The following is a 21,699-nucleotide window of genomic DNA, read 5'->3' as shown; positions in this document are numbered from 1 at the left end:
ATTACTATTTATATAATTATTGTTTCTGGTCTCTAAAACTAAAGGCTCAAATTAAAAAAATATCAAATTTTCAAATCAATTGTAAAATACGCCCAACTGCTTCCATTCCTTACTGCCGTATCCTTCAGGATCGTTCTTTTGCTTTTCGCCTACCCTACTTGTCCCATTTTCAATATAGCTGACCATTAGTCTGGTAAGGGCACTTTCCACTTCATGAAACTGGCCGTAAACATTATTCTCCTCTTTGGGATCCTTACTTAGGTCGTACAACTGAAATTTAGGGAGATCCCCTATCCCTTCCGAATTGGGTTTGGGATTGCTCCAACCGCCCGATCCTGGACAAAAAATCATTTTCCAATTATCCTTTCTTATGGCAAAACTCCCGTTGATGGAATGATGTACCGTTGCCTCCCTAAGATAGTCCTTGGACGCAGGGTTGGTCAACAGCGGTAAAAAAGAAAAGCTATCCTCCCCTTCATCATCTGCCAAATCAACACCAACTATATCTGCACAGGTAGCCAACAAATCTGTTGTGCAAATAGTCTTATCCGATTTGGAAGCAGGCTTAATTTTGTTGGGCCATTTCACAATAAAAGGTACTCTATGTCCTCCTTCAAAAATATCTGCCTTATGGCCTCTTAAAATTCCGTTGGGACTATGCCCTTTAGCCAACATTTCATCGATCTTGGCAGCTGGGGAACAACCATTATCGCTTGTAAAGATCACCATGGTATTATCTTCAATTCCCGCTTGCCTTATCACCTCCGTCAATTGTCCCATATACGCATCTATCATCATCATGAAATCCCCGTAAGGGTTTAGATCACTTTTCCCTTTCCATTCCTCGGTCGGTAAAATGGGGGTATGGGGCGAAGGCAAGGCCAAATACAAAAAGAATGGAGATTTCCCCTTTGCCTTTTCTTTGATGTAACCGAAGGATTTTCTAAAAAAGTTAGGGGTAACATCGTCAAAATCAAAATCCCGGGCGGTAGGCCCCTTGCGCCACCAACCATATTTGGTCTTACTTTCGGTAACGGTATCCGGAACCATGGTCGGCATACCGTTTTCTACGTACACATATGGCGCCATATCCAATGAGCCGCAATGCCCGTAGGAGTATTTAAACCCAAGGGTATTGGGTGAATTCTTAACTTCTTTGGAGAAATCTATATTATCAAAATCCTCTGGATTCCAACCTTCACCTAATTCCAAACCGGGATTTTTAAGTGCCCAGTCCCAACCCAAATGCCATTTGCCAATGAATGCGGTTTCGTAACCCTCTCTTTTAAGTAAGGAGGCCACAGTAGTTCTATTTTCAGGAATCAACGCCTTGGAATTTCCGGTAAGCACCGAACTTTTTAATGGACTTCTCCAATTATACCTTCCGGTAATAATTCCGTATCGTGTAGGGGTACAAACGGCAGAGGAGGTATGGGCATCCGTAAAAATCATTCCTGCGGATCCCATAGCATCCAGATTGGGCGTTTTTATTTTACCTTCAGGGTTATAGATGGCTATATCACCATAACCTAGATCATCGGCCAAAACATAAATAATATTCGGACGCTTTTCCTCAATAGTGGTTGTTTTAACATTAATGCCATAAATGGTTCCACCTATCAATACTGCTACAATAAAATACTTATACCAACCCTTCATAATTCTATTTCATTATTTTTTAGTTGTCAATGATATCTGCTTTTCTTTTTGATTCCTAAATATAATTAGATTCAATTTCCCTTTCCAATTATTATTTTGGTAGGTTTTCATTAAATCGGCTACTGTATTTATTTCATCGCCTTCGGCAGATATTATAACGTCCCCTACCTGAAGCGGGGAAATTCCTATAACAGTCTGTGGGTCTATGGCCAATATTAGGGCACCCGCTGTCTTGTTGAGACCGGAAGCCGACCTCTCGGCCATAGTGGCAATACTTTTTATTTGTGCACCCAACCAATCTACCACTGCATCCTTTTCACTGCTATCACCAAAAAACATAGTGGGAATGGTAGGGGTTTTGGCCAAGGACTTTAGCTTGGTATCGGTAACCCCAAAACTATCCATAGCAATGTTTTTAAACCCTATTTTAAGGGCGGGCGACTCCTCTTTTACCGTATAGTTCCCTAATTTGGCATCCACAAATAATGCATCACCGAAAATGCTGTTAGTATCCACCCCTTTTTTTTGGGTTGTCGTTAATGTCTCCACATCTGGAAAAAGGTTATAATCCACTTCCTTGCCCCAATCCTGTAATCTTATATCCTTGTGCTCGGTGAAAACGATATTGTGCTTAAAAACATCCCCACTGTTCTTGAACCATACATGTGGATGGAAGCCATTATTTATCATAATGTTATTTTCCACGGTGCGATAAAATCCTTCACGCAATTTAATTCCACCATTTAAACACAGATTGTTATAAATGTGGTAATTGGAGGATCCATCGTCCAGATCTATATCCCATCCATGATCGCAACGAAACCTATTATTTCTTATTACGGTAGTATGGATGGCATCCCATTTGGGCATTTCTGGGTTGGCGGCCACAATTTCATTCAAAGTTTCGCGATTGGGATGCCAAAACCTGTCCCTTCCCCAAGAATTAAAGGCCCCATGATCTCCAGATTCCAGGACGGTATTAAAAACATCATTATATTCAATTATATGTCCGCCCCATGTGCCATCCCCGATATTGATCCCGGCCCTTGGAACATCATAAATACTGTTGTGACTTACCGTAATATCCATGGCCATGGCGATCTGTACCCCGGCCGTTTGCTTTTCCACCCTGCCGATACGATAAATGAGATTGTTCTCCGCGATGGAATTACTGGGATATTTGTTTGATTTAGGCCCGGGAACTGTATCCATTTCCGCCAAAGGAACAAATTCTTCATATTGAAACGAAGGCGACCTTACCGCTTCGGGACTACCTACAAAACTGATCCCCGATGCCCCGCAATCATGAATATGGTTATCCGCAATGCTTAGCTCCCTATTAAAGTTACTTGCTAAAATAGCATTACCCCCCAAATTGGTCAGTTCACAGTTTTTAATTTTCACATTTTGTGTCCCTTCAAGAAAAAGGGCCGCACCTCTATAAATGGTCCAATCACTTCTTAGCAATTGCTCATACTTTTCCATAAACGTACGCTGGGCATGTTCAAATCGTATTCCGCTTATTTCTATATCCCTAACAGGATTTTCCTCAGAGCCCACTATTTCCAGCAAATGTTTTTGTTGGACCCCTTCTACCAGGACATTGTTAATATCCGTCCCCTCGGCCGGCCAGTAGAATAATTTATGGTCCCCATCCAAAAACCACTCGCCAGGTGCATCCAATTCTTCAAATACATTTTCTACCATACGGTATTTGGCATGCATTTTTGAGGGACGATTATTCTGATAGCCTCCGGATAATTGAAGCTCCCCATTTTCATCTACCCCTGTGGAAACATAGTGAAATCCGCCCCACTCCCCGTTATGCATAGCATGCACAAAAGCCCCTTTGGGGTTGGACCATGTTTTTACCCTTTCCGGAGCAATTGCATCCTCGGCGTGACCCTGCCAGTGCCCTCCATTTTCATCGTAATTGGGGTAACGTGCCAATATTTGTTTCTGTCCGTTAACAAAGAGTTGATCAAAACTGTCCTCTTTCTGTAATTGGGCCATCCAAATATGGTCATTGTACTTTTCCCATTTGGGATTGAGCAATTTGGATCCCTTAACTACAGACCTCCCATCACCTTCCCCCTTAAGATTCAATGGGCCAAGTTCTGCTGTTATTCTAATGGGAGCGCTTATTCTATATTCCCCTTCCATAAGATGAAGGGTCAGGGTATTTTTGTTGCTCTCTTTTCTCAGTTGGGCAACAGCGCCCATTGCTTCATTAATAGAAACAAAAACCAGCTCTCCATTTTTATAGGCCTCCTTATCGGCAGTTATATAAATATCCGAGACCGTTGGCGAGCAACCAATCAAGGATAGGGCAAATACGAAATAATAAAGGGCTTTTTGTTTCATTAATTTTGTTATGAAATCCTATCTAAATTATTAATCCAATAAAAAATCTAATTCCGCAATGGCCGCAGTTTTGCCATTTCCGGCAATAACTTTAGATTCAATTCCGATATATCTGGCATTGATCTTGGACTTGAACATATGGGTTCTGGTGGTTGGGTCGTTTATAAGGTTTCCGAATTGGAAATCCTCAACATTTTCCCAGGATTTTCCATCTGCACTTATCCTAACCACACCCTTTTCAATCATCCCTTCGGAAGAAGAAGTTTGGGGAGTGTAAGTGAATCCCGTGATGGCATATTCCTTTCCGAGGTCAACATTGATATAGTTTTTTCTAGATTTATCAGAAGAGCTCCAGTAGGTTTCGGGATCGCCATCAAAGGCGTTAATGGCAGTATGTTCCCCTTCAAAACTATCCTCTCCTGCAGCTTTCCAATCCTTTTTTACAATTCCGAAAAGCTCCGAAGCAACGCTCCCCAATTTTCCATTTACTTCTGCTACCGCCTTTACCTCTCCCGATGGAATAATAAAGGGCTGCTGATAAATTTCTGAGGCTGTAGTTGGTTCGCTACCATCAGTAGAATAACGAATATTGTAACCAGTATTTATATTTCCGGCAACATCTTCCCCGTGCGGTTTCCAACCAAAGCTGTCCTTTTTGGGGGAAATGGTTACCGCCCCCTCTACCGATCTTTCTATACTAAGCTGTGGCGGCCTTGCCTTATAATAATGGGCGGATATGCTTGCAATAGCAGGATAAAAACGGGACTCGAGGATTCTAATGCGCAATTTTTGGGTAGTAACTTCAGGGAAACGTAAAATTCGTTTATAACCAATATTGGTAGCTGCAGCAATTTCCTTCCAGCCATTGTCCACCCAAGCATCCAAGGCATGTTTTTCCACACGTTCACCATGAGTGTTTATGGCTTCCTGAATTGCCAACCTGTTTATAGTGATAGGAACATTGGTTTCAATAACCACCTCTTGGGCTCCCAGGCCCAAAAGTTCAAAACTTGCCAGGTCATTATCTAGCACTGCCTTAGGCCCCTGGGCCCCGGAAAGCAAATTAGAACCATAAGTTTCGTTTATCCTTTGGCCAACTTCTTCCAATACGGTCACATCTGTAGGTGAAAATTTGCCATCCCTATTAGGTGGAATGTTGAGCAGGAAAGTAGAATTCCCCCCTACGGATCTTTCATATATATCGAATACATCATCGGTACTGCGTACTTTCTGGTCTTCATCATCCCTATAAAACCAGCCTTCACGGATAGAAGTATTGGTTTCTGCCTGTTGGTAATGAAGGAATTTGCCCTTATAAAGGTCCTCCCTATTTCCTAAGGATTCATCGGTCAAATCTGCAAAGCTGTTCATTTGATCGGGGTCTTCCTGATATGGAATTACATTCCATTCCGTATCCCTGGTTTTGCCAGCTTCGTTACCGCACCAACGAATATCCTCTTTCCCGAAAATAACTGTCTTGGGAGCCAAAGCCCTTATCAATTCCTTCCAGGCCAAATAGTTGTAGGTCTGACCACCTTTTCTTTTAGGATGGGCGCCATCAAACCAAACTTCATGTATGGGTCCGTATTCGGTAAGCAGCTCGAAGAGTTGGTTTAAAAAATATTCATTGTAGTCGTCCACCTTAAAAGTGAATGTTGTTTTGTTTTCAAATGGTCGGCCTTCCACCTGCCGCGGAATGGTTCTTTCCGTATACTCACTTAAATTTCCATAAAGCCCCTCCTTGTTTTCAATTTGGAAAAGATCTGCCGGGGATAGGTACACCCCTAATTTTAGACCATATTTTTTACAGGATTCGGACAATTCCTTAAGGACATCCCCTTTTCCTTCCTTAAATGGTGAGGACATTATCCCATGATCTGTATAGCGGCTCTGCCACAGTACAAAACCATCGTGATGCTTGGCGGTAAAAATTACCATTTTCATTCCGGCATCCTTCATAGCCTTGCACCATTGATCCGTATCCAAATTCTGCAGGTCGAATACTTTAGGATCTTCCATTCCATTTCCCCACTCCATTCTGGTAAAGGTATTGGGGCCAAAATGAATGAAAGCTATAAACTCGTTTTGCAGTGCCTCGTATTGGTTAGCTGTTGGCACCACATGCGCCGCCTTAAGCAAAATAGAATCGTTACTGTCCGCATCTTGGACTTCAATAGTATTGGAAACGGGCATCACCAAGGCATTTGGCTCCCGTTTTTGGGAACAGGCCGCCAAAAGAGCTATCAGAGCTAGGTATTGAAATAATTTGATCATTAAAAGTATTTGTTTATATAAAATTCCTATTTGCTCCGCGAGGGGAGCGGTTTCTAGTTTCTTAAAATGGAGCTGGAACATCAAAATTGATATCCAGCTCCATTTTCAAATCGGCCCATTAGCAGATTTTCTGTTTAAACCTATCCGTTTAATTTAATATACCCTCCATCAATTGGGAAATCGGTTCCAGTTATAAAGGAAGCCTCGTCCGAACAGAGATAAACTGCCAAGTTTGCCACTTCCTCGGGTTTGCCCATCCTGCCAATTGGTTGGGATTTGGATAATTTCTCGAACATTTCCGCTTCCTTACCAGGGTAGTTTTTATTAATAAATCCGTCAACAAAAGGTGTATGAATCCTGGCAGGAGAAATAGTATTGCAACGAATACCCTCATCCAAATAATCCTTTGCTACAGAATAGCTCATAGTAAGCACCGCCCCCTTGGACATGGAGTAGGCAAATCTGTCCGAAATACCTACAGAGGAAGCAATGGATGCCATATTTAAAATTACCCCACCTTTCTCCTTCATCTTGGATATAACGGCATGCATACAGTTATAGACCCCTTTGACATTTACATTGTAAATACGATCCAAATCGTCTACGGCAGTACCTTCTAAATTTCCCACATGGGCTATCCCGGCATTGTTTACCAAAATATTGATATAATTCTTGGCACCAATAGCGGAGATTATTTCGGCTACCTGAGCGTTATTGGAAACATCACAAGCGTGAAAATTGGCCTTTCCGCCCTTGGCTTCTATTTCCCCAACAACACGTTCTCCATTTTCCGCATTAAATTCCAAGATGTGCACATGGGCACCTTGGCCTGCAAATGCCTTGGAAATAGCTTCACCAATACCACTGGCACCACCGGTAACAACCGCTGTTTTGTTTTCTAGACTAAAAAGTGACATATTATTCTTTAGGTTATTTATCTTATTAAGTATTATACTTTTTCCCTATTATTTGGCCATTACTTCATCCTTCCAAATTACACCATCCGGAAAGCTATAGTCCTCTAAAGATTGCTCTTTCATAGTTATGCTGTAACCGGCCATGGACGGTGGCATATATGCCCCATTTTTTATTACCACTGGGTCGTAAAAATGTTCGTGCAAATGATCCACATACTCTATTATTCTATTCTCCAAAGAGCCACTAATGGCAATATAATCTATCATGGACAGATGTTGCACATATTCACAGAGTCCAACTCCCCCGGCATGTGGACAAACAGGAATATTGAATTTTGCAGCCATTAAAAGGATGGCCAATATTTCATTTACCCCTCCTACCCTGCAGCTATCTATCTGACATATACCAATGGCATCGGCCTGCATTAATTGCTTAAATACAACCCTGTTCTGACAGTGTTCTCCCGTAGCCACTTTTATGGGATGAACGGCTTTTGCTATTTTAGCATGGCCCAAAATATCGTCAGGACTGGTTGGCTCCTCGATCCACCATGGATCAAACTTTTTAAGCTCCGCCATATTGGCAATGGCCTCATCCACATCCCATTTCTGGTTGGCATCCATCATGAGTTTTAAGTCGGTACCGATCTCTTCACGGATTATTGCCGCACGCCGCATATCATCGTTTAAATCTGACCCTACTTTAATTTTCATATGCTTAAAACCAGAGGCCTTGGCTTCTTTGCAAAGTCTCCTCATTTTTTCATCCGAATAACCAAGCCATCCGGCAGATGTGGTATATGCAGGATATCCATCCTTCAAAAGATTATCTATTCGTTCCTGCTTGGAGGCCGCCTTGCCTTTAAGAAGTTCCAAAGCTTCTACAGGGGTAATGGCATCCGTTATGTAAGTAAAATCTATACAGGAAATCAATTCTTCAGGTGTCATGTCCGCCAATAGTTTCCACAAAGGTTTCTTTTCCACTTTGGCATAAAGATCCCAAACGGCGTTGACCACAGCACCTGTAGCCAAATGGATGACACCTTTTTCAGGACCCAACCAACGCAGTTGACTGTCCCCGGTGATCATCTTCCAAAATGCTCCCATATTTGCCGTAAAACTCTCCAAAGATTTTCCTTTCACCAAGGGCGCCAATGAATGGATGGCCGCTGCACATAATTCATTTCCCCTACCAATGGTAAAGGTTAATCCGTGCCCTTCCAGTCCGTCCGGATGGTCGGTTTTTAGTATTACATAGGCCGCGGAATAGTCGGGATCCGGATTCATTGCATCTGATCCATCCAGTGACTTACTGGTAGGAAATCGGACGTCTTTTACCAGAACATCCGTAATTATAATTTTGTTGTTCATTATTTATAATATTAATCCAAACAAAACTAACAGCAAACCTTTTCTCTAACAACCACAAGAAGCACCATTTTAAATACTTTTTTTGCTAATAATAAAGTTTTTGTCAATTTTGAGTATGAAGTTTAATATAATCGGAGGGCGACATCCCAGTTATGGACTTAAAATGTCTGTTAAAATTTGAGATGTTATTAAACCCGGATTCATAGCAGACCGGCGTAATGTTATTCTTATTCTCTATCAATAATTTACAGGCATATCCAATTCGAATCTCATTTAAATAACGGGTAAATGTCTTTCTGTGGATACGTTTAAAAAACCTACTAAAGGCAGAAGGGTTCATTTTGGCTATCTCCGCCACATCTTTGGAGCCGATAGGTTGATTGAAATTTTTAAAGACAAACTCATAAATTTCGTCCAAACCTTTATTATCCGTCTTGTTAAAGGAATTTAGAAATCCTGGACTTGACAATAACTGATACTCTTCATGATTTGCCAATTTGTGCAAAATTTCTATAAGCTTTATAGTTTTGTCAAAAGGTTCGTGGCTATGAAGTTTCTTAATTTTTTCAATAAGCTTAGCCTCAATATTGGAAAATTTAATTCCTTGGGCAGCCCTTTTGATCAATTGAAGTATTGGTTTCATTTCTATGGCATTTAGAAATTCCAACCCTAAAAAATCTTCCTTAAAATGTATGGCAATTGCCTCCGAGATCAGGCCCGAATCAGCCTCAAAATAAACCTCGTCATTGAGCCACATATGTGGAAGGTTTTTACCGATTAAAACGAGATCCCCTTCGGAGAATTTCTCAATTCCATCCCCAATAAAGCGGGTCCCTGTACTTTCGGCAATGTAAACCAATTCCAATTCCGGGTGGTAATGCCAAATTTTTAAAAAATGGGAATACTTGTTATGTGTTACTGTAAAGGAACTGTTCTGTAAACTGGCCCTATTAAGAAGGTGTAATTTCATAAAAAATAAATAACAAAAGACACAATTGAGATTTTAAATATACATCTTTTTTTATACGGATAAGGAATTGGCAAAAAAAGTATTGCTAAATGTGTAATTTTTAGTTGAATTGAAAGAAATTACATCTTATTTTCGGACGTTAGCTTTAGGAGGTTATTTTTTTCCAAGAAATAAAGCACCTTACATTATTCTAAATAATACTCAAATCATTTAATTGCTCACGAAATGTCAGGACAACCCTTAGACCAATTAATTGCTTCCTTGATTAAAGGAAACAGGGCGGCATTTAAGACCATATTTGAAATGTATGAAAAAAGGTTGTATTATTTCATACATTCCATTACGAAATCGGATTATGCCTCAGAGGAAATACTACAGGAAGTATTTATAAAGATTTGGACAAAAAAAGAAACCATAGATTTAAGTCATTCCTTCGATGCCTTTCTTTTTACTATTGCAAAAAATTCAACCTACAACTATTTAAGGAGTATTGCCTGCCAAGAATCCTTAAAAAAGGAATACTATAAAAACATTAGTTCCTTAAACGAAGAAACGGAAAATAGTATTCTTCTTGCCGAATATGAAGATTTGGTAAACGATATCCTAGAAAATATCCCTACTCAAAAACGCAGCATTTTCATTTTGTCCAAACAACAGGGAAAAAGCAATGAGGAAATAGCCGATCTTTTGGGAATAACCCAGAAAACAGTGAAAAACCATCTGTGGAAAACCCTACAAATTATCAGGACAGAACTAAAACCACATATGGTGGACACCATATATTTTTTTCTAACAATCCTCCTGATTACGGCATAATTTATCTATATCGTAAAAAAAACACTCCTAATTTGGGACTTTTGCATTTTTGAGGTGTATTACTTATACAGCCCATAATAAGGCTATTAAATATTCTAGATGCACAACGAGAACAAATTGGATAAGCTCTTCCAAAAATTGGTGGACAATACCATTTCCGAAATGGAATTGGATTGTTTAATGGAGCTTATTAATAGTTCCGATCCGGATGATGTTAAGAATAACATATTGGCCAAGCATTGGGAAAATGTAAAAACAGGAAACTTGCCCATTAAACAAAGAATAAAAGGGGATTCTGAAGTTTTGTTACAGAAAATACTATTCAAAATAGAGGACATTGAAAAGAAAAAAAAAGTTAGAACTTTTTTACCGCACCCTAATATTGGATTCTGGTCCGGAATTGCTGCTACCTTTTTATTGCTGGCGGGCGTTTACTTTTACAACCAAAATACAGTAGTAACATCGACCGTGCCAATTTCTATTGAAAACGACCCGAATTCCGGCGTTATTACATTGCAGTTGGACAATGGCACTATTGAAACCATTTCTGAAAACGGGGAGCGAAAAATTACCACTACCAACGGAAATTTGGTTGCCTCACAGCAGGGAAACACACTACAATATACAGCTGCCGAAGATCAAAACAAATTAGTTTACAACACCCTTAACATACCATTTGGGCGACAGTTTGACCTTGTCCTGTCCGATGGCACCAAAGTAAAATTAAATTCCGGAAGCTCCATCAAATATCCGGTCCGTTTTCTTAAAGGACAAGACAGGAAAGTCTTTTTAAAAGGTGAGGCGTACTTTGACGTTACCACAGATAAGGCACATCCTTTTATAGTAAATGCGGACGAAATGAACATAAGGGTCTTGGGTACGCAATTTAACCTTTCCTTCTATCCCGAAGATGAGGACATCAGCACCGTGTTGGTGGAAGGTGCCGTGGTCCTTTACAAGGAAGGTGCCGACATAAATACAAATACTTCCTCCCAACTGGTACCTGGTCAAATGGCAGAATGGAACAAGATCAATAATACGATGACAGTAAAAGAGGTAGATACCAACATTTATACGGCATGGAAAGACGGGTATCTTTTGTTCAAGGCCTCCCCTTTTTACAGCATTCGATCAAAATTGGAACGTCATTTCAACATTACCATCGAAGATAGAAGCGGCCGATTGGCAAACCAAATATACACGGCCACTTTTAGAAATGAGACTATTGAAGAAATCTTGGAAGCCTTTAAAGAAGACACCCACTTTGAATATATACACGAAGGCTCCAAAATTATAATACTCGATACTAATATTAACTTAAAGAAGATGCCAATGAAAACTAACTGAAAACATGAGCACTAAACGTATCACTTTTACAAAAAAACCGGAAAATGTTGGCGCATTCCCCGGCATAAGAAAGTGATATAAACAAACGATTGTTTAATCACCAAACCTTTACAAAAGTATGAAAAAATTAAATTTAGTAGGGCCTTTCCATTCGGATTGGCTAAGCAAACATCATTTAAAGATGAAACTAACGACCTTATTACTAATAGTTTTTCTTTTTAAAATTCAGGCCAACACCTATGGCCAGAATACAAAAATCACCTTAAACCTAAATAACGTAAGCGTTCAACAGGTTTTTGAAGAAATAGAATCCTTGTCGGATTTTAGGTTTCTGTACAACCATAAAAAGGTGAATTTAAAGAGAACTGTTTCCGTAAATGTGAATAAAGAACCAATTTCAAATATCTTGGATAGGATATTTGAAGCAACGGATGTCTATTTTACCGTTAAGAACAAGCAGATCATTTTAAAAACGGGTAAGCTGGACAACTCCGTTGTCCCAGTAGAAACTACCATTGACCAACATAGCGTAAGTGGAACTATTTCCGATGCGGACGGCAATCCATTGCCTGGGGCAAACATTGTGGAAAAAGGAACCACCAATGGGGTTACCGCAGATTTCGACGGTAACTTTACCCTAGATGTAGCCAATGAAAATGCTACACTGGTTATAAGCTATATTGGATTTGCTTCAAAAGAAGTAGCTCTTAATGGACAAACCTCAATTTCCGTTAGTTTGGAAGAAAGTGCCGCAGGATTGGATGAGGTGGTATTGATAGGTTATGGTACACAAAAGAAAAGTGACCTTACCGGGGCAGTAGGCTCCATTAAGTCCGAAGAATTGGCGGAAAGACCGGCGGCTTCCTTGAACCAGGCAATGGCCGGTAAGGTAGCAGGTGTAAACATCACTTCCGGTTCTGGACGACCAGGTGGAAGAACCGTAGTAAGAATCCGTGGTAATACCTCGGTAAGTATCGCCAATACACCACTCTATGTTATAGACGGTGTAATCCTAAATGCGGCCAATTTACCTAACGGTAGTACCCCGATAGATTACCTGAACCCAAATGATATCCAATCTATTGAAGTTTTAAAAGATGCTTCCGCAACGGCCATTTATGGTGCCAGAGGCGCCAATGGTGTAATTCTTGTGTCTACCAAAAAAGGAACTACTACCGGAGAAACCCGTCTTAATTATGATGTGGATTTCAGCATAGGAACCTTGCCTAAAAAACTTGATCTTTTAAATTCTGAAGAGTTTCTTCGTGTTGAGGAAATCGCATATGCCAATGCTGAAAAATTTGACCCGGAAGGCTGGGCAGGAGGTAGATATACCGACCCAAGATTGAAGAGAACCGACCCAAGACTTTTTGATGCCAATGGCAACCCACTTTATGATACCGATTGGCAGGATGAAGCTATTAGGGACGCAATTACCCAAAATCACCAACTTTCTTTTACCGGTGGTAACCAAAAATCCAATTTCGGCCTATTTATGGGCTTTAGGGATGAAGAGGGACTTATCGTAGAATCATGGTTGAAACGTTATTCAGGTAGATTTACTTTGGATACCGAGGTCACCGACTGGTTAAGAGTTGGAGGTAGCCTTAGCTACAACGACCAAAACGAAAAGCAAATAGACCAACTAGGTGGTGGTGGTATCACTACAATGCGTCAAGTATATGAAGCACTACCTATTATACCGGTCCGTTACGAAGATGGCACCTGGGGATCTAACATACACTATCCAGGAATGGAAGGTGGTGGTAGCCCAGTGGCAGTTGCGAACGATCGTAGATATTTCCTTAAGACCCAGACCGTTTTGGGTAGCTTCTACGGAAATATTGAATTCAATAAAAACCTGGTATTACGCACTACTATAGGAACCAATATCATTAACCAAAGAAACGATTATTATGGAGGTAAGGACTTAAGATATATAGCCATGCCCGATGGTGCCGCCTATGTAGATAACTCCCGTTATAATTCTTGGCAATTTGAAAACTATTTGACCTATAACAAAGATTTTGACAGCAATAATTCATTAACAGCTATGGCAGGTCTTTCCTGGCAACATGTTGATCAGTTTGGCTCAAGGGCATCTACACGAGGATTTGCCGATGACTTTTACGGTTTTAACAATCTGGGTGCAGGGTCTAACCCCCAGACGCCGACTTCGAGCAAAACTGCTTACGGGCTAAACTCTTATTTTGGGCGTGTCAACTATAACTACATGAACAAATACTTGTTGACACTTACAGGTAGGGCTGACGGATCTTCTAAATTTGGACCGGAAAATCAGTTTGCCTTTTTCCCATCGGCCGCATTGGCCTGGAGGGCTTCCGAAGAGGATTTTCTCTCAGAGAACGAAACCATTTCCAACCTTAAAATTAGAGCCAGTTACGGTGCAACAGGTAACTCTGAATTACCAGCTTACCAAGCATTGGCCGGCTTGTCCAATGGTTCTGTAATTTTTAATGGAGCCCGCTCCGCCTATACTGTACCAGGTCGTATGGCCAATCCAGATTTGAAATGGGAAAAAACGGAACAGGTAGATGCCGGTGTTGAATTGGGTCTTTTTAATAATCGTATCGGGTTAGAGCTTGATGTGTACCGAAAGTTGACTTCCGATATGCTCCTTAATGCTCCGGTTCCGTCTTCAAGTGGTTTCACCAATGTATTTAGAAACGTTGGAAGTTTGGAAAACAAGGGTATTGAAATTAATTTGAATACTGTGAATTTTGATAATGAACTATTTGGATGGAACAGTAACTTCAATATTTCAATCAACAAAAACGAAGTAACTGCACTTTCAGGTGGTTCCGATATTTTCTTGGGGTCTACATTGATCCGTGTTGGAGAACCTGTAGGTACATTCTTCGGATATATTGATGAGGGTACCTGGAACACCGATGAAGCCGCTCAGGCAGCTATCTATGACAGATTGCCAGGTGATATCAAATACCGTGATCTTAACAATGATGGGGCCATCAACAGTGATGACCGTGCCATCATCGGGAAAGGTATTGCCGACGGTTTTGGAACTTTTTCCAACACCTTCAGATATGGCAATCTTGAGCTACTGGTAGACCTGCAGTTTCAATACGGCAATAGTGTAATGTACCGTGACGAACACTCTGCAGAAGACCGTCAGACAATTGCCAACAGCTTCGCAACGGTTTTAAATGCGTGGACTCCGGACAATCAAGATACCGATATTGCCCAGATAAGACCAATTGCCGCTGGATACGATACCAATAACGATTCAGGAAAATTAAAGGATGCTTCATTTTTAAGGGGAAGAAACCTGATGCTTTCCTATGTCTTCAAACCTGAATTGGTGGAGCGTTTACACTTAAATCGTCTTAGGGTATATACCTCGGTGCAGAACTTTTTTGTAGCAACGAAATATCCAGGGTATGACCCAGAAAGTTCGAATGGTGGTGGAGCTTTCGATCAAGGATTCTCTCTTTACGATTATCCGAGACCTCGAACCTTTATGATAGGATTAAATGTTGGACTATAACCATATAAAAGATAAAAAAATGAAAATCTATAGAAACTTTATAAGAGCTATAGCCGTCGTAACCGCAGTTTCAAGTATAACGGCATGTAGTAATTTTTTGGATGAAGAAGATGAGTCCAACTTCACAACGGACACCTACTTTACCACGGCTGCACATGCCGAGAGTGCCGTTAATGGGGCATATGAACCATTGGTTTCAATTACCAATAGTGGTTTTGGCGGAGGCACATGGATGATGCTCGAGTTCGCTACGGGCTTGGCCAATACCTCCCTAGGGCAAGCTACCAACATTTATTTGGTAAAGGATTTAATTAATAACTCGGACAATGGATATGGAAACAGTTTCTGGACCGGATATTACTTAGGTATCTCAAGGGCCAACTTGGCTATTGAAAAAATCCCTGAAATAAATATGGACGAAGCGCTAAAGCAAAAGTATTTGGCGGAAGCTAAATTCTTTAGGGCTTACTATTATTTTGGCCTGGTACGCATGTTCGGAAACATTCCTATCATCACCAATTCGGTAGATTTGGGCTCTGAGCAATTGTACCCTGAACAATCTTCGCCAGAAGCGGTCTATGACCTAATTGTAAGCGATCTTACAGAAGCTGAAAGTGCTGGCCTAGCTTGGAGAGTTCCATCGGGCAGAGTTTCTTTGGGCGCAGTTAAAACCTTATTGGCAGATGTATATTTGACCATGGCTGGCTACCCGCTCCAAAAAACAGAAAATTACGCGCTTGCCGCTGCCAAGGCCAAAGAGGTCATGGATTCGGACCAGTTTGCTCTTTTCGATACCTATGACGAGTTGCATGATCCTGCAACCAAAAACACTGGTGAATACATCTTTATGACGCAATTTGCAGCAGGTATTCAATCAGGTAACTGGCAGCCAGGAATTTTACCATATAACTTGGGAATTTCGGCCTATTCGGCTCAAACTGGGGGTATCTTTTCTACAAATGCCTTTGTAGACTCCTACGAGGTGGGCGACAAAAGAACAGAAGAAAAACAGTTCTATTTTACGAGCTATTCATTGGAGGCCGATCGCAACAGCAGTGTTAACCTGGGAGCGCCATATATCTTTAAACATTTTGATATTGAAGCGAACGAAGGAAGCGCCCAATCAGATTTAAACTGGTGCCTATATCGCTATGCCGATGTATTGCTTATGTATGCGGAAGCAGCAAACGAAGCGGAAAGCGGACCTTCAACTGAGGCATATAACGCCGTAAATCTGGTCAGAGATCGTGCCGAACTTGCGGGCTTGACCGGTCTTTCGCAAGATGCTTTTAGAGAAGCGGTAAGAATAGAGCGCATTCATGAGCTGAGTTTTGAAAATAAGACATGGTACGACATGGTAAGATGGAGAAAAGCATATAACACTGAAACCAATGTATTGGAAGATTTTGTTGGGCATAACTTTTCTTATTTGCCAAATAAGGCACTAACGGCAAGGGAACTTTTGTTTCCGATACCAACATCTGAAATGCAGAACAATCCTAATCTAGTACAAAATACAGGATACTAATTAATACACTTTTTTGAAAACCCAAAAGGTTCATTAAAAAAGTAACTAAACAGGACACGGGCAGGAAATTTCCACCCGTGTCTTTGTTTATTATACCTAATACGATCAAGGTTGGGTTATACTTTTAACAAGTACTTTAAAACCCCCCCAACCCTTAGTTAGTTTGGCCAAGCCCTACTTTACAGCCTTAAAACTTCCCAATAGCCGGTATCTACCCCAAACCTTATTTACTTCCCATATGCTACGTTTTCATAGAACATATGCATGGACCTTCTCAAATGAAGGTTGAGCTAGGCCGTAGGGCCCATAGAACCACTAATTGCTTTAAATAACATTAAAAAATGTTCTTCCTACTTTTTTCAAAATATATACCCCAAACATACTAATAAAGCATAAAATGCAAAAAAAGTACCAGTGTTTGTCAGGAAATTGGTAGCTTAAAAGGGACTAACATATTATCTTGCATAAGATTTCATTAAAGAATTTTTTTGATAAAATATTAGAGTTTTTAAAAAGTCAGGTTCGTTTCATGTTCCTCTAAATTAACCTGATTAAAAATTGAGTTGAGTTAGTTTTGAAAAATCCGGATACCGCTAAGGTTCCGGATTTTTTTTTGAAGTAGCTTGAAGATTAAATCAATGCACCATTATTCCGGATCAAGATCAAAAGTTGTGTGTGAAATGAAAATAGAATAAGATCTTTGCAAAAAAACGATCAACATTGGAATTATCTATAGACCTATTAAAGCTTATACTGCCCGAACTATTAATAACCCACTTCGACCTGGTCGCCCATAAAACAGAAGGTGGTACGCTTCATTTTTATTTTGAAGAAAAAAAGGATACCCCTAAAGAGGAAAGGCATCGCACTTTAATAGCCCATGGTTTTCACAAAGAGATCGTCGTCCAGGACTTTCCATTACGGGGAAAGTCGGTGTATCTCCATATTAAGCGGCGCCGTTGGCTGGACAGGGCCACGGGCCAGGCCGTGCAAAGAGATTGGGATCTAGTGGCACAGGGGACTCGTATGACCGTAGAGTTCGCTGCTTTTTTAAAAGTACTTGGTCAGTACCAAAGCTAATGACTGTCATACCATTGGCGGGTTTTATGGGGTCAACGGCAAAAGACTACAGCGACAGTTTCGTGATTACTTAAGCGAGTTCAAACAATGGAAGGAGAGACCACATGCCAAGGAGTGGCTCATATTTCCTGAGAATATAGGACCTTATCTGTCCATTGACGAAACGGCCCTCTCCAAGGGGGAACTCTATACCATTATCACCAATAAAAAGGCCAAGGGCAAGAAAGGAGCTATAGTGGCCATATTCTCCGGCACCAAGGTGGGGCCGATCATAGAGCAACTGCTAAAGATATCGGCCAAGAAAAGATCCGAGGTCAAGGAAATTACCCTGGATATGGCCAACTCCATGAAGACCATCGCCAAACAATGCTTCCCAAAAGCGATACAGGTGACGGACAGGTTCCACGTACAGAAACTTGCACTGGAAGCCCTTCAGGATATCAGGATCAAGCACAGGTGGGACGCCATAGACCAGGAGAACGAACAGATAAAACAGGCAAGGGCAAAGAACGGAACATTCGCCCCAAAAGAGTTCAGCAATGGGGACACAAGGAAACAGCTATTGGCCAGAAGTAGATACCTCCTTTATAAATCGCCAAACAATTGGACGCAAAACCAATCCGAAAGAAGCAAAATATTGTTCGATCAATATCCCGATATAAAGGTCGCCTTCGACCTGGTACAGGGGCTAAGGAACATATTCAATACGGCAACTTCTATACAAATAGCATATACAAAGCTGGCACATTGGTACAAGGACGTAGAAAACACGGGCTTCAGGGCCTTCAATACAATTGCCAACACTATATCCCTCAATTATAGATCGATCCTAAACTATTTTATAAATAGAAGTACAAACGCATCCGCTGAATCATTTAATGCTAAAATAAAAGCTTTTAGAGCTCAGTTTAGAGGTGTGAAAAATGTAGAATTCTTCCTTTATAGATTGACCACAATTTTTGCATAAACACAACAATTGGTCATGATCCATTATTCCCTTTGCAAACTTCTATAGGATTTGGGTGTAGTACCCGTAAACTTCTTAAATGTAGTGGCAAAATATTGCGAGGTGCCAAAGCCCAATCCAAATGCCACCTCAGTAACCCTTTTGGAAGTAAGCAGATCTAATTTTGCCTGTTCAATCTTTAGTCGGTTCACATATTCCCTCGGCGGCATCCCCGTTTTGGATTTGAACCAAAACTTAAAATACCCCACGGACATCCCTGCCAAATTTGCCATTTCATCAACATAAATCATCCTATGTAGATGCTTATGTATAAACCTGTCCAGTTCATTCAGTTTTACCAAAGGCGGACTTTGTTCGGGTTTATTGCAAAGTATAACCGTATCCAACAATAATTGGACTATCAATTGATCCACCATTATTTTGGACAATAAGGTATCGAAGTTCTCCAGCTGAAGCATCAATTTTTCCAGAATAAATTTTAGCTGAAAGGAACCCTTGAAAACATGTTGGGATTTATCCAGAAGTGCAGCGAGTAAAAAATCAGATTGATTATTGGGCATATTGCAAAGTTTCCCTTCTGAACTGTCCACAAGCAATTGGATCCAAAATAATTCCCCCTTATCTTCCGGAAACTCTCCTGTACTATGCATGGCGTTTGGTGGCACTACAAAAATATCATTGCCATTAAGTTCATAGAACTGCTCCCCCATCTTATAGTGCTGTTGTCCCTTCATACAATAACAAATTTCCAAGGCTCCTATATGCTGATGGTTCTCAAGACCCGGTTTTACCTGTTTATAACGATAATGCCCAAAGGCCAATCCCCTTTTAATACCATAATCCTTTAAATTGAACACCCTTCTTTCCTGATTACCAAAATCCTTCATATAATGTATAAAAAAGTAATATAGTACAAAATTGATAGATATTTATGTATTTTAACTAAATCTTTGAAGCCTAAAACATTTCACAATGGAAACCAAAAGATCAAAGTTCATTAATGATGGATTTATTAAAATAGACCAATTGATAACAGCAGAGGAAGTGGACACCCTTAGGACTATATACGATAAATTGTTACAAGACAAAGTTAAAACCGCCCACCTAAGAAGTGACCTTGCCGGTGCGGACACTAGTGAAGACAAAAAGGTGGAGCGTATTACCCAAATTATGAGACCTAGCACCATAGCCAAGGAACTTATAAAAAACAGTGCCTATAAAAAAGCGGAACAATGGGCAAAAGTTCTACTTGGGGAGGATATGGAACTGGATTTTGACATGATGATCAACAAGGCCCCCAATACCAATACCCCAACTCCATGGCATCAAGACGCTGCCTATTGGATTGCAATGCCCGACAAAAGATCGGCTAGTTGTTGGATTGCGTTGGACAAGGTATTTGAGGAAAATGGATGTATGTGGTTTATCCCCAAAACTGATGGCAAACCCATTCTACCCCACAAAAATCTGCCCAATGGGGGAGCACTATATTGCGAAACCGACAGCTCAAATGCCTTAAGTATTCCCTTAAATCCTGGTGGATGTACTTTTCATGATGGTTTTACGCTTCATTTTAGCCAGGGCAACACTACCGATACCCAAAGAAGAGCTTTAATTTTAAACTTTAGACCCAAAAAAATGATAGAATTTGAAAGGGAACAAGGGGTAGATCATACCGGGGAAAGAAAACAGAGAAATTAAAACAATACAATGCGTGCAAATTAAATTTATATATCCACGTTGGGGAAGTTCTGAAATACCTTGGCCCGTTTTTTTAAACAATATAAAAAAAGCCGGCTATCAAGGTGTAGAAATAGACCTTCCCCTAGAAAGCATTAAAAAGAACGAAATATGTTCCATGCTGAAGGATTTGGAACTGGATTTTGTAGCACAACATTGGGAAACCAAGGAGGTAAATTTTACCAAGCATCAAGAACAGTACAAAAGGCATTTGCACAACCTTGTGGAAGCCAGCCCCCTATTCGTGAATTCGCATACTGGCATGGACTTCTTTACCCGCCGCCAAAACTCCGCCCTAATTGAAACGGCCCATGAAATAGAATTGGAATCCGGAGTTACCATTACCCACGAAACCCACCGCTCCAGGTTTTCCTTTGCTGCCCATGTCTGTTTATCGTATTTGGAGGAATTTCCTTTTCTGAAACTCACTTCGGATCTATCCCATTGGTGTTGCGTTGCCGAATCCTTACTTGAAAATCAGGCCTATGCGGTTGAAAAAGCCATTGAGCACACTCATCACATTCATGCAAGGGTAGGGTCGGCCCAGAGTCCGCAGGTCATAGATCCTAGGGACAGGAATTATAAAACTGAGCTGCAACGCTTTACCGAATGGTGGGGTTTTATGATCGCAAAGGCATTGGAAAAAAAACGCTCCTATATAACCATCACCCCTGAATATGGTCCACACCCCTATTCCATATACAAGGCCAACACTAGAATGCCACTGGGAGATCAATGGGAAATTAATAATTTTATCAAGAATCATCTTGCCCAATCCGTGAAGCATATTCCAAAGATTATATGCCCATAGTAATTCCAAACATTTTTTAAAATTCTCGTTTAACTGAACGAAAAAAAACTACCCCAAACCAACCTATAAAGACGAAAACAGTAACATACTTCGTTAACCCTCTACTAGCCCAAATTTCATAATCCAAGGACAATTGCCAATATTCCGTTACTAAGCCATTCGAAATCGTTATTGGTCGATATATTTATAGTGACTTAACAAATAGTTAATATTTTTAATAGGACGTAAAGCGGAATTTTCACCGAAATACAAATAGTTACTAAATTTAAAAACCTATAAGTCGGCAATTGCCAACCAACTTCTAGGAGATCTCTGTTATTAAAAATACA

General features: G+C 40.6%; 15 protein-coding genes. 8 read left to right on the top strand and 7 right to left on the bottom strand.

Going from position 1 to position 21,699, the window contains the following annotated elements; all coding sequences use genetic code 11:
• Positions 1-75: 75 nt before the first annotated feature.
• The 6 genes from U735_RS0100610 to U735_RS0100585 all read right to left on the bottom strand — a co-directional run bounded on the left by U735_RS0100610 (position 76) and on the right by U735_RS0100585 (position 9,555).
• Positions 76-1,659 carry a sulfatase family protein gene (locus tag U735_RS0100610; protein WP_051891804.1) on the bottom strand — a complete coding sequence of 528 codons (1,584 nt, stop codon included), beginning with the start codon at positions 1,657-1,659 and terminating at the stop codon, positions 76-78.
• A gap of 12 nt (positions 1,660-1,671) precedes the next feature.
• Positions 1,672-4,023 (bottom strand): PDZ domain-containing protein, encoded by a 2,352-nt coding sequence (locus U735_RS0100605; protein WP_034247932.1) that lies wholly within the window; start codon positions 4,021-4,023, stop codon positions 1,672-1,674.
• Between the two features lie 30 nt (positions 4,024-4,053).
• Positions 4,054-6,297 carry an alpha-L-fucosidase gene (locus U735_RS0100600; RefSeq protein ID WP_031441970.1) on the bottom strand — a complete coding sequence of 748 codons (2,244 nt, stop codon included), beginning with the start codon at positions 6,295-6,297 and terminating at the stop codon, positions 4,054-4,056.
• 140 nt (positions 6,298-6,437) lie between these two features.
• Complete coding sequence (locus tag U735_RS0100595) at positions 6,438-7,214, bottom strand: SDR family NAD(P)-dependent oxidoreductase (protein WP_031441969.1); 777 nt, start codon at positions 7,212-7,214, stop codon at positions 6,438-6,440.
• A 48-nt stretch (positions 7,215-7,262) separates the two neighbouring features.
• Positions 7,263-8,585, bottom strand: a complete 1,323-nt coding sequence (locus U735_RS0100590; RefSeq protein ID WP_031441968.1) for an L-fuconate dehydratase — start codon at positions 8,583-8,585, stop codon at positions 7,263-7,265.
• A gap of 103 nt (positions 8,586-8,688) precedes the next feature.
• Positions 8,689-9,555 (bottom strand): AraC family transcriptional regulator, encoded by an 867-nt coding sequence (locus tag U735_RS0100585; protein ID WP_031441967.1) that lies wholly within the window; start codon positions 9,553-9,555, stop codon positions 8,689-8,691.
• Positions 9,556-9,780: 225 nt separating this feature from the next.
• Between U735_RS0100585 and U735_RS0100580 the strand changes: the two genes are divergently transcribed.
• From U735_RS0100580 to U735_RS0100555, 6 genes are all read left to right on the top strand, one after another.
• Positions 9,781-10,371, top strand: a complete 591-nt coding sequence (locus tag U735_RS0100580) for an RNA polymerase sigma-70 factor (protein WP_031441966.1) — start codon at positions 9,781-9,783, stop codon at positions 10,369-10,371.
• A gap of 99 nt (positions 10,372-10,470) precedes the next feature.
• Positions 10,471-11,718, top strand: a complete 1,248-nt coding sequence (locus tag U735_RS24835; protein ID WP_051891803.1) for a FecR family protein — start codon at positions 10,471-10,473, stop codon at positions 11,716-11,718.
• Between the two features lie 118 nt (positions 11,719-11,836).
• Positions 11,837-15,244, top strand: a complete 3,408-nt coding sequence (locus tag U735_RS0100570; protein ID WP_034247929.1) for a TonB-dependent receptor — start codon at positions 11,837-11,839, stop codon at positions 15,242-15,244.
• A 19-nt stretch (positions 15,245-15,263) separates the two neighbouring features.
• Positions 15,264-16,772 carry a RagB/SusD family nutrient uptake outer membrane protein gene (locus U735_RS0100565; protein ID WP_031441963.1) on the top strand — a complete coding sequence of 503 codons (1,509 nt, stop codon included), beginning with the start codon at positions 15,264-15,266 and terminating at the stop codon, positions 16,770-16,772.
• 720 nt (positions 16,773-17,492) lie between these two features.
• Positions 17,493-17,852 carry an ISAon1 family transposase N-terminal region protein gene (locus U735_RS0100560; RefSeq protein WP_031441962.1) on the top strand — a complete coding sequence of 120 codons (360 nt, stop codon included), beginning with the start codon at positions 17,493-17,495 and terminating at the stop codon, positions 17,850-17,852.
• Positions 17,833-18,819 (top strand): ISAon1 family transposase, encoded by a 987-nt coding sequence (locus U735_RS0100555; RefSeq protein WP_051891802.1) that lies wholly within the window; start codon positions 17,833-17,835, stop codon positions 18,817-18,819. The genes U735_RS0100560 and U735_RS0100555 overlap by 20 nt, the downstream gene beginning before the upstream one ends.
• Before the next feature lie 23 nt (positions 18,820-18,842).
• Here the strand turns inward: U735_RS0100555 and U735_RS0100550 are convergent, their stop codons facing one another.
• Positions 18,843-19,706, bottom strand: coding sequence for an AraC family transcriptional regulator (locus U735_RS0100550; RefSeq protein WP_031441960.1), 864 nt, complete (start codon positions 19,704-19,706; stop codon positions 18,843-18,845).
• An 85-nt stretch (positions 19,707-19,791) separates the two neighbouring features.
• On the opposite strand from U735_RS0100550, the gene U735_RS24325 reads away from it, so the two are divergent.
• Both U735_RS24325 and U735_RS0100540 read left to right on the top strand, forming a co-directional pair.
• Complete coding sequence (locus tag U735_RS24325) at positions 19,792-20,520, top strand: phytanoyl-CoA dioxygenase family protein (RefSeq protein ID WP_031441959.1); 729 nt, start codon at positions 19,792-19,794, stop codon at positions 20,518-20,520.
• A 13-nt stretch (positions 20,521-20,533) separates the two neighbouring features.
• On the top strand, positions 20,534-21,370 hold the full coding sequence (locus U735_RS0100540; RefSeq protein WP_031441958.1) for a sugar phosphate isomerase/epimerase family protein: 837 nt from the start codon (positions 20,534-20,536) through the stop codon (positions 21,368-21,370).
• Positions 21,371-21,699: the final 329 nt, after the last annotated feature.

The sequence above is a fragment of the Arenibacter algicola genome, assembly GCF_000733925.1.
GTDB classification, from domain to species: Bacteria; Bacteroidota; Bacteroidia; order Flavobacteriales; family Flavobacteriaceae; genus Arenibacter; species Arenibacter algicola.
Note: the sequence above shows the minus strand (reverse complement) of the source record. Positions and strands in the feature narration are given on the sequence as shown.

What these genes read in the sequence shown, in the direction of transcription:
- U735_RS0100605 (WP_034247932.1), bottom strand. Translation starts at nt 4,023, where the DNA reads ATGAAACAAAAAGCCCTTTATTATTTCGTATTTGCCCTATCCTTGATT.
- U735_RS0100600 (WP_031441970.1), bottom strand. Translation starts at nt 6,297, where the DNA reads ATGATCAAATTATTTCAATACCTAGCTCTGATAGCTCTTTTGGCGGCC.
- U735_RS0100585 (WP_031441967.1), bottom strand. Translation starts at nt 9,555, where the DNA reads ATGAAATTACACCTTCTTAATAGGGCCAGTTTACAGAACAGTTCCTTT.
- U735_RS0100610 (WP_051891804.1), bottom strand. Translation starts at nt 1,659, where the DNA reads ATGAAGGGTTGGTATAAGTATTTTATTGTAGCAGTATTGATAGGTGGA.
- U735_RS0100580 (WP_031441966.1), top strand. Translation starts at nt 9,781, where the DNA reads ATGTCAGGACAACCCTTAGACCAATTAATTGCTTCCTTGATTAAAGGA.
- U735_RS24325 (WP_031441959.1), top strand. Translation starts at nt 19,792, where the DNA reads ATGGAAACCAAAAGATCAAAGTTCATTAATGATGGATTTATTAAAATA.
- U735_RS0100595 (WP_031441969.1), bottom strand. Translation starts at nt 7,214, where the DNA reads ATGTCACTTTTTAGTCTAGAAAACAAAACAGCGGTTGTTACCGGTGGT.
- U735_RS0100590 (WP_031441968.1), bottom strand. Translation starts at nt 8,585, where the DNA reads ATGAACAACAAAATTATAATTACGGATGTTCTGGTAAAAGACGTCCGA.
- U735_RS0100550 (WP_031441960.1), bottom strand. Translation starts at nt 19,706, where the DNA reads ATGAAGGATTTTGGTAATCAGGAAAGAAGGGTGTTCAATTTAAAGGAT.
- U735_RS24835 (WP_051891803.1), top strand. Translation starts at nt 10,471, where the DNA reads ATGCACAACGAGAACAAATTGGATAAGCTCTTCCAAAAATTGGTGGAC.
- U735_RS0100570 (WP_034247929.1), top strand. Translation starts at nt 11,837, where the DNA reads ATGAAAAAATTAAATTTAGTAGGGCCTTTCCATTCGGATTGGCTAAGC.
- U735_RS0100565 (WP_031441963.1), top strand. Translation starts at nt 15,264, where the DNA reads ATGAAAATCTATAGAAACTTTATAAGAGCTATAGCCGTCGTAACCGCA.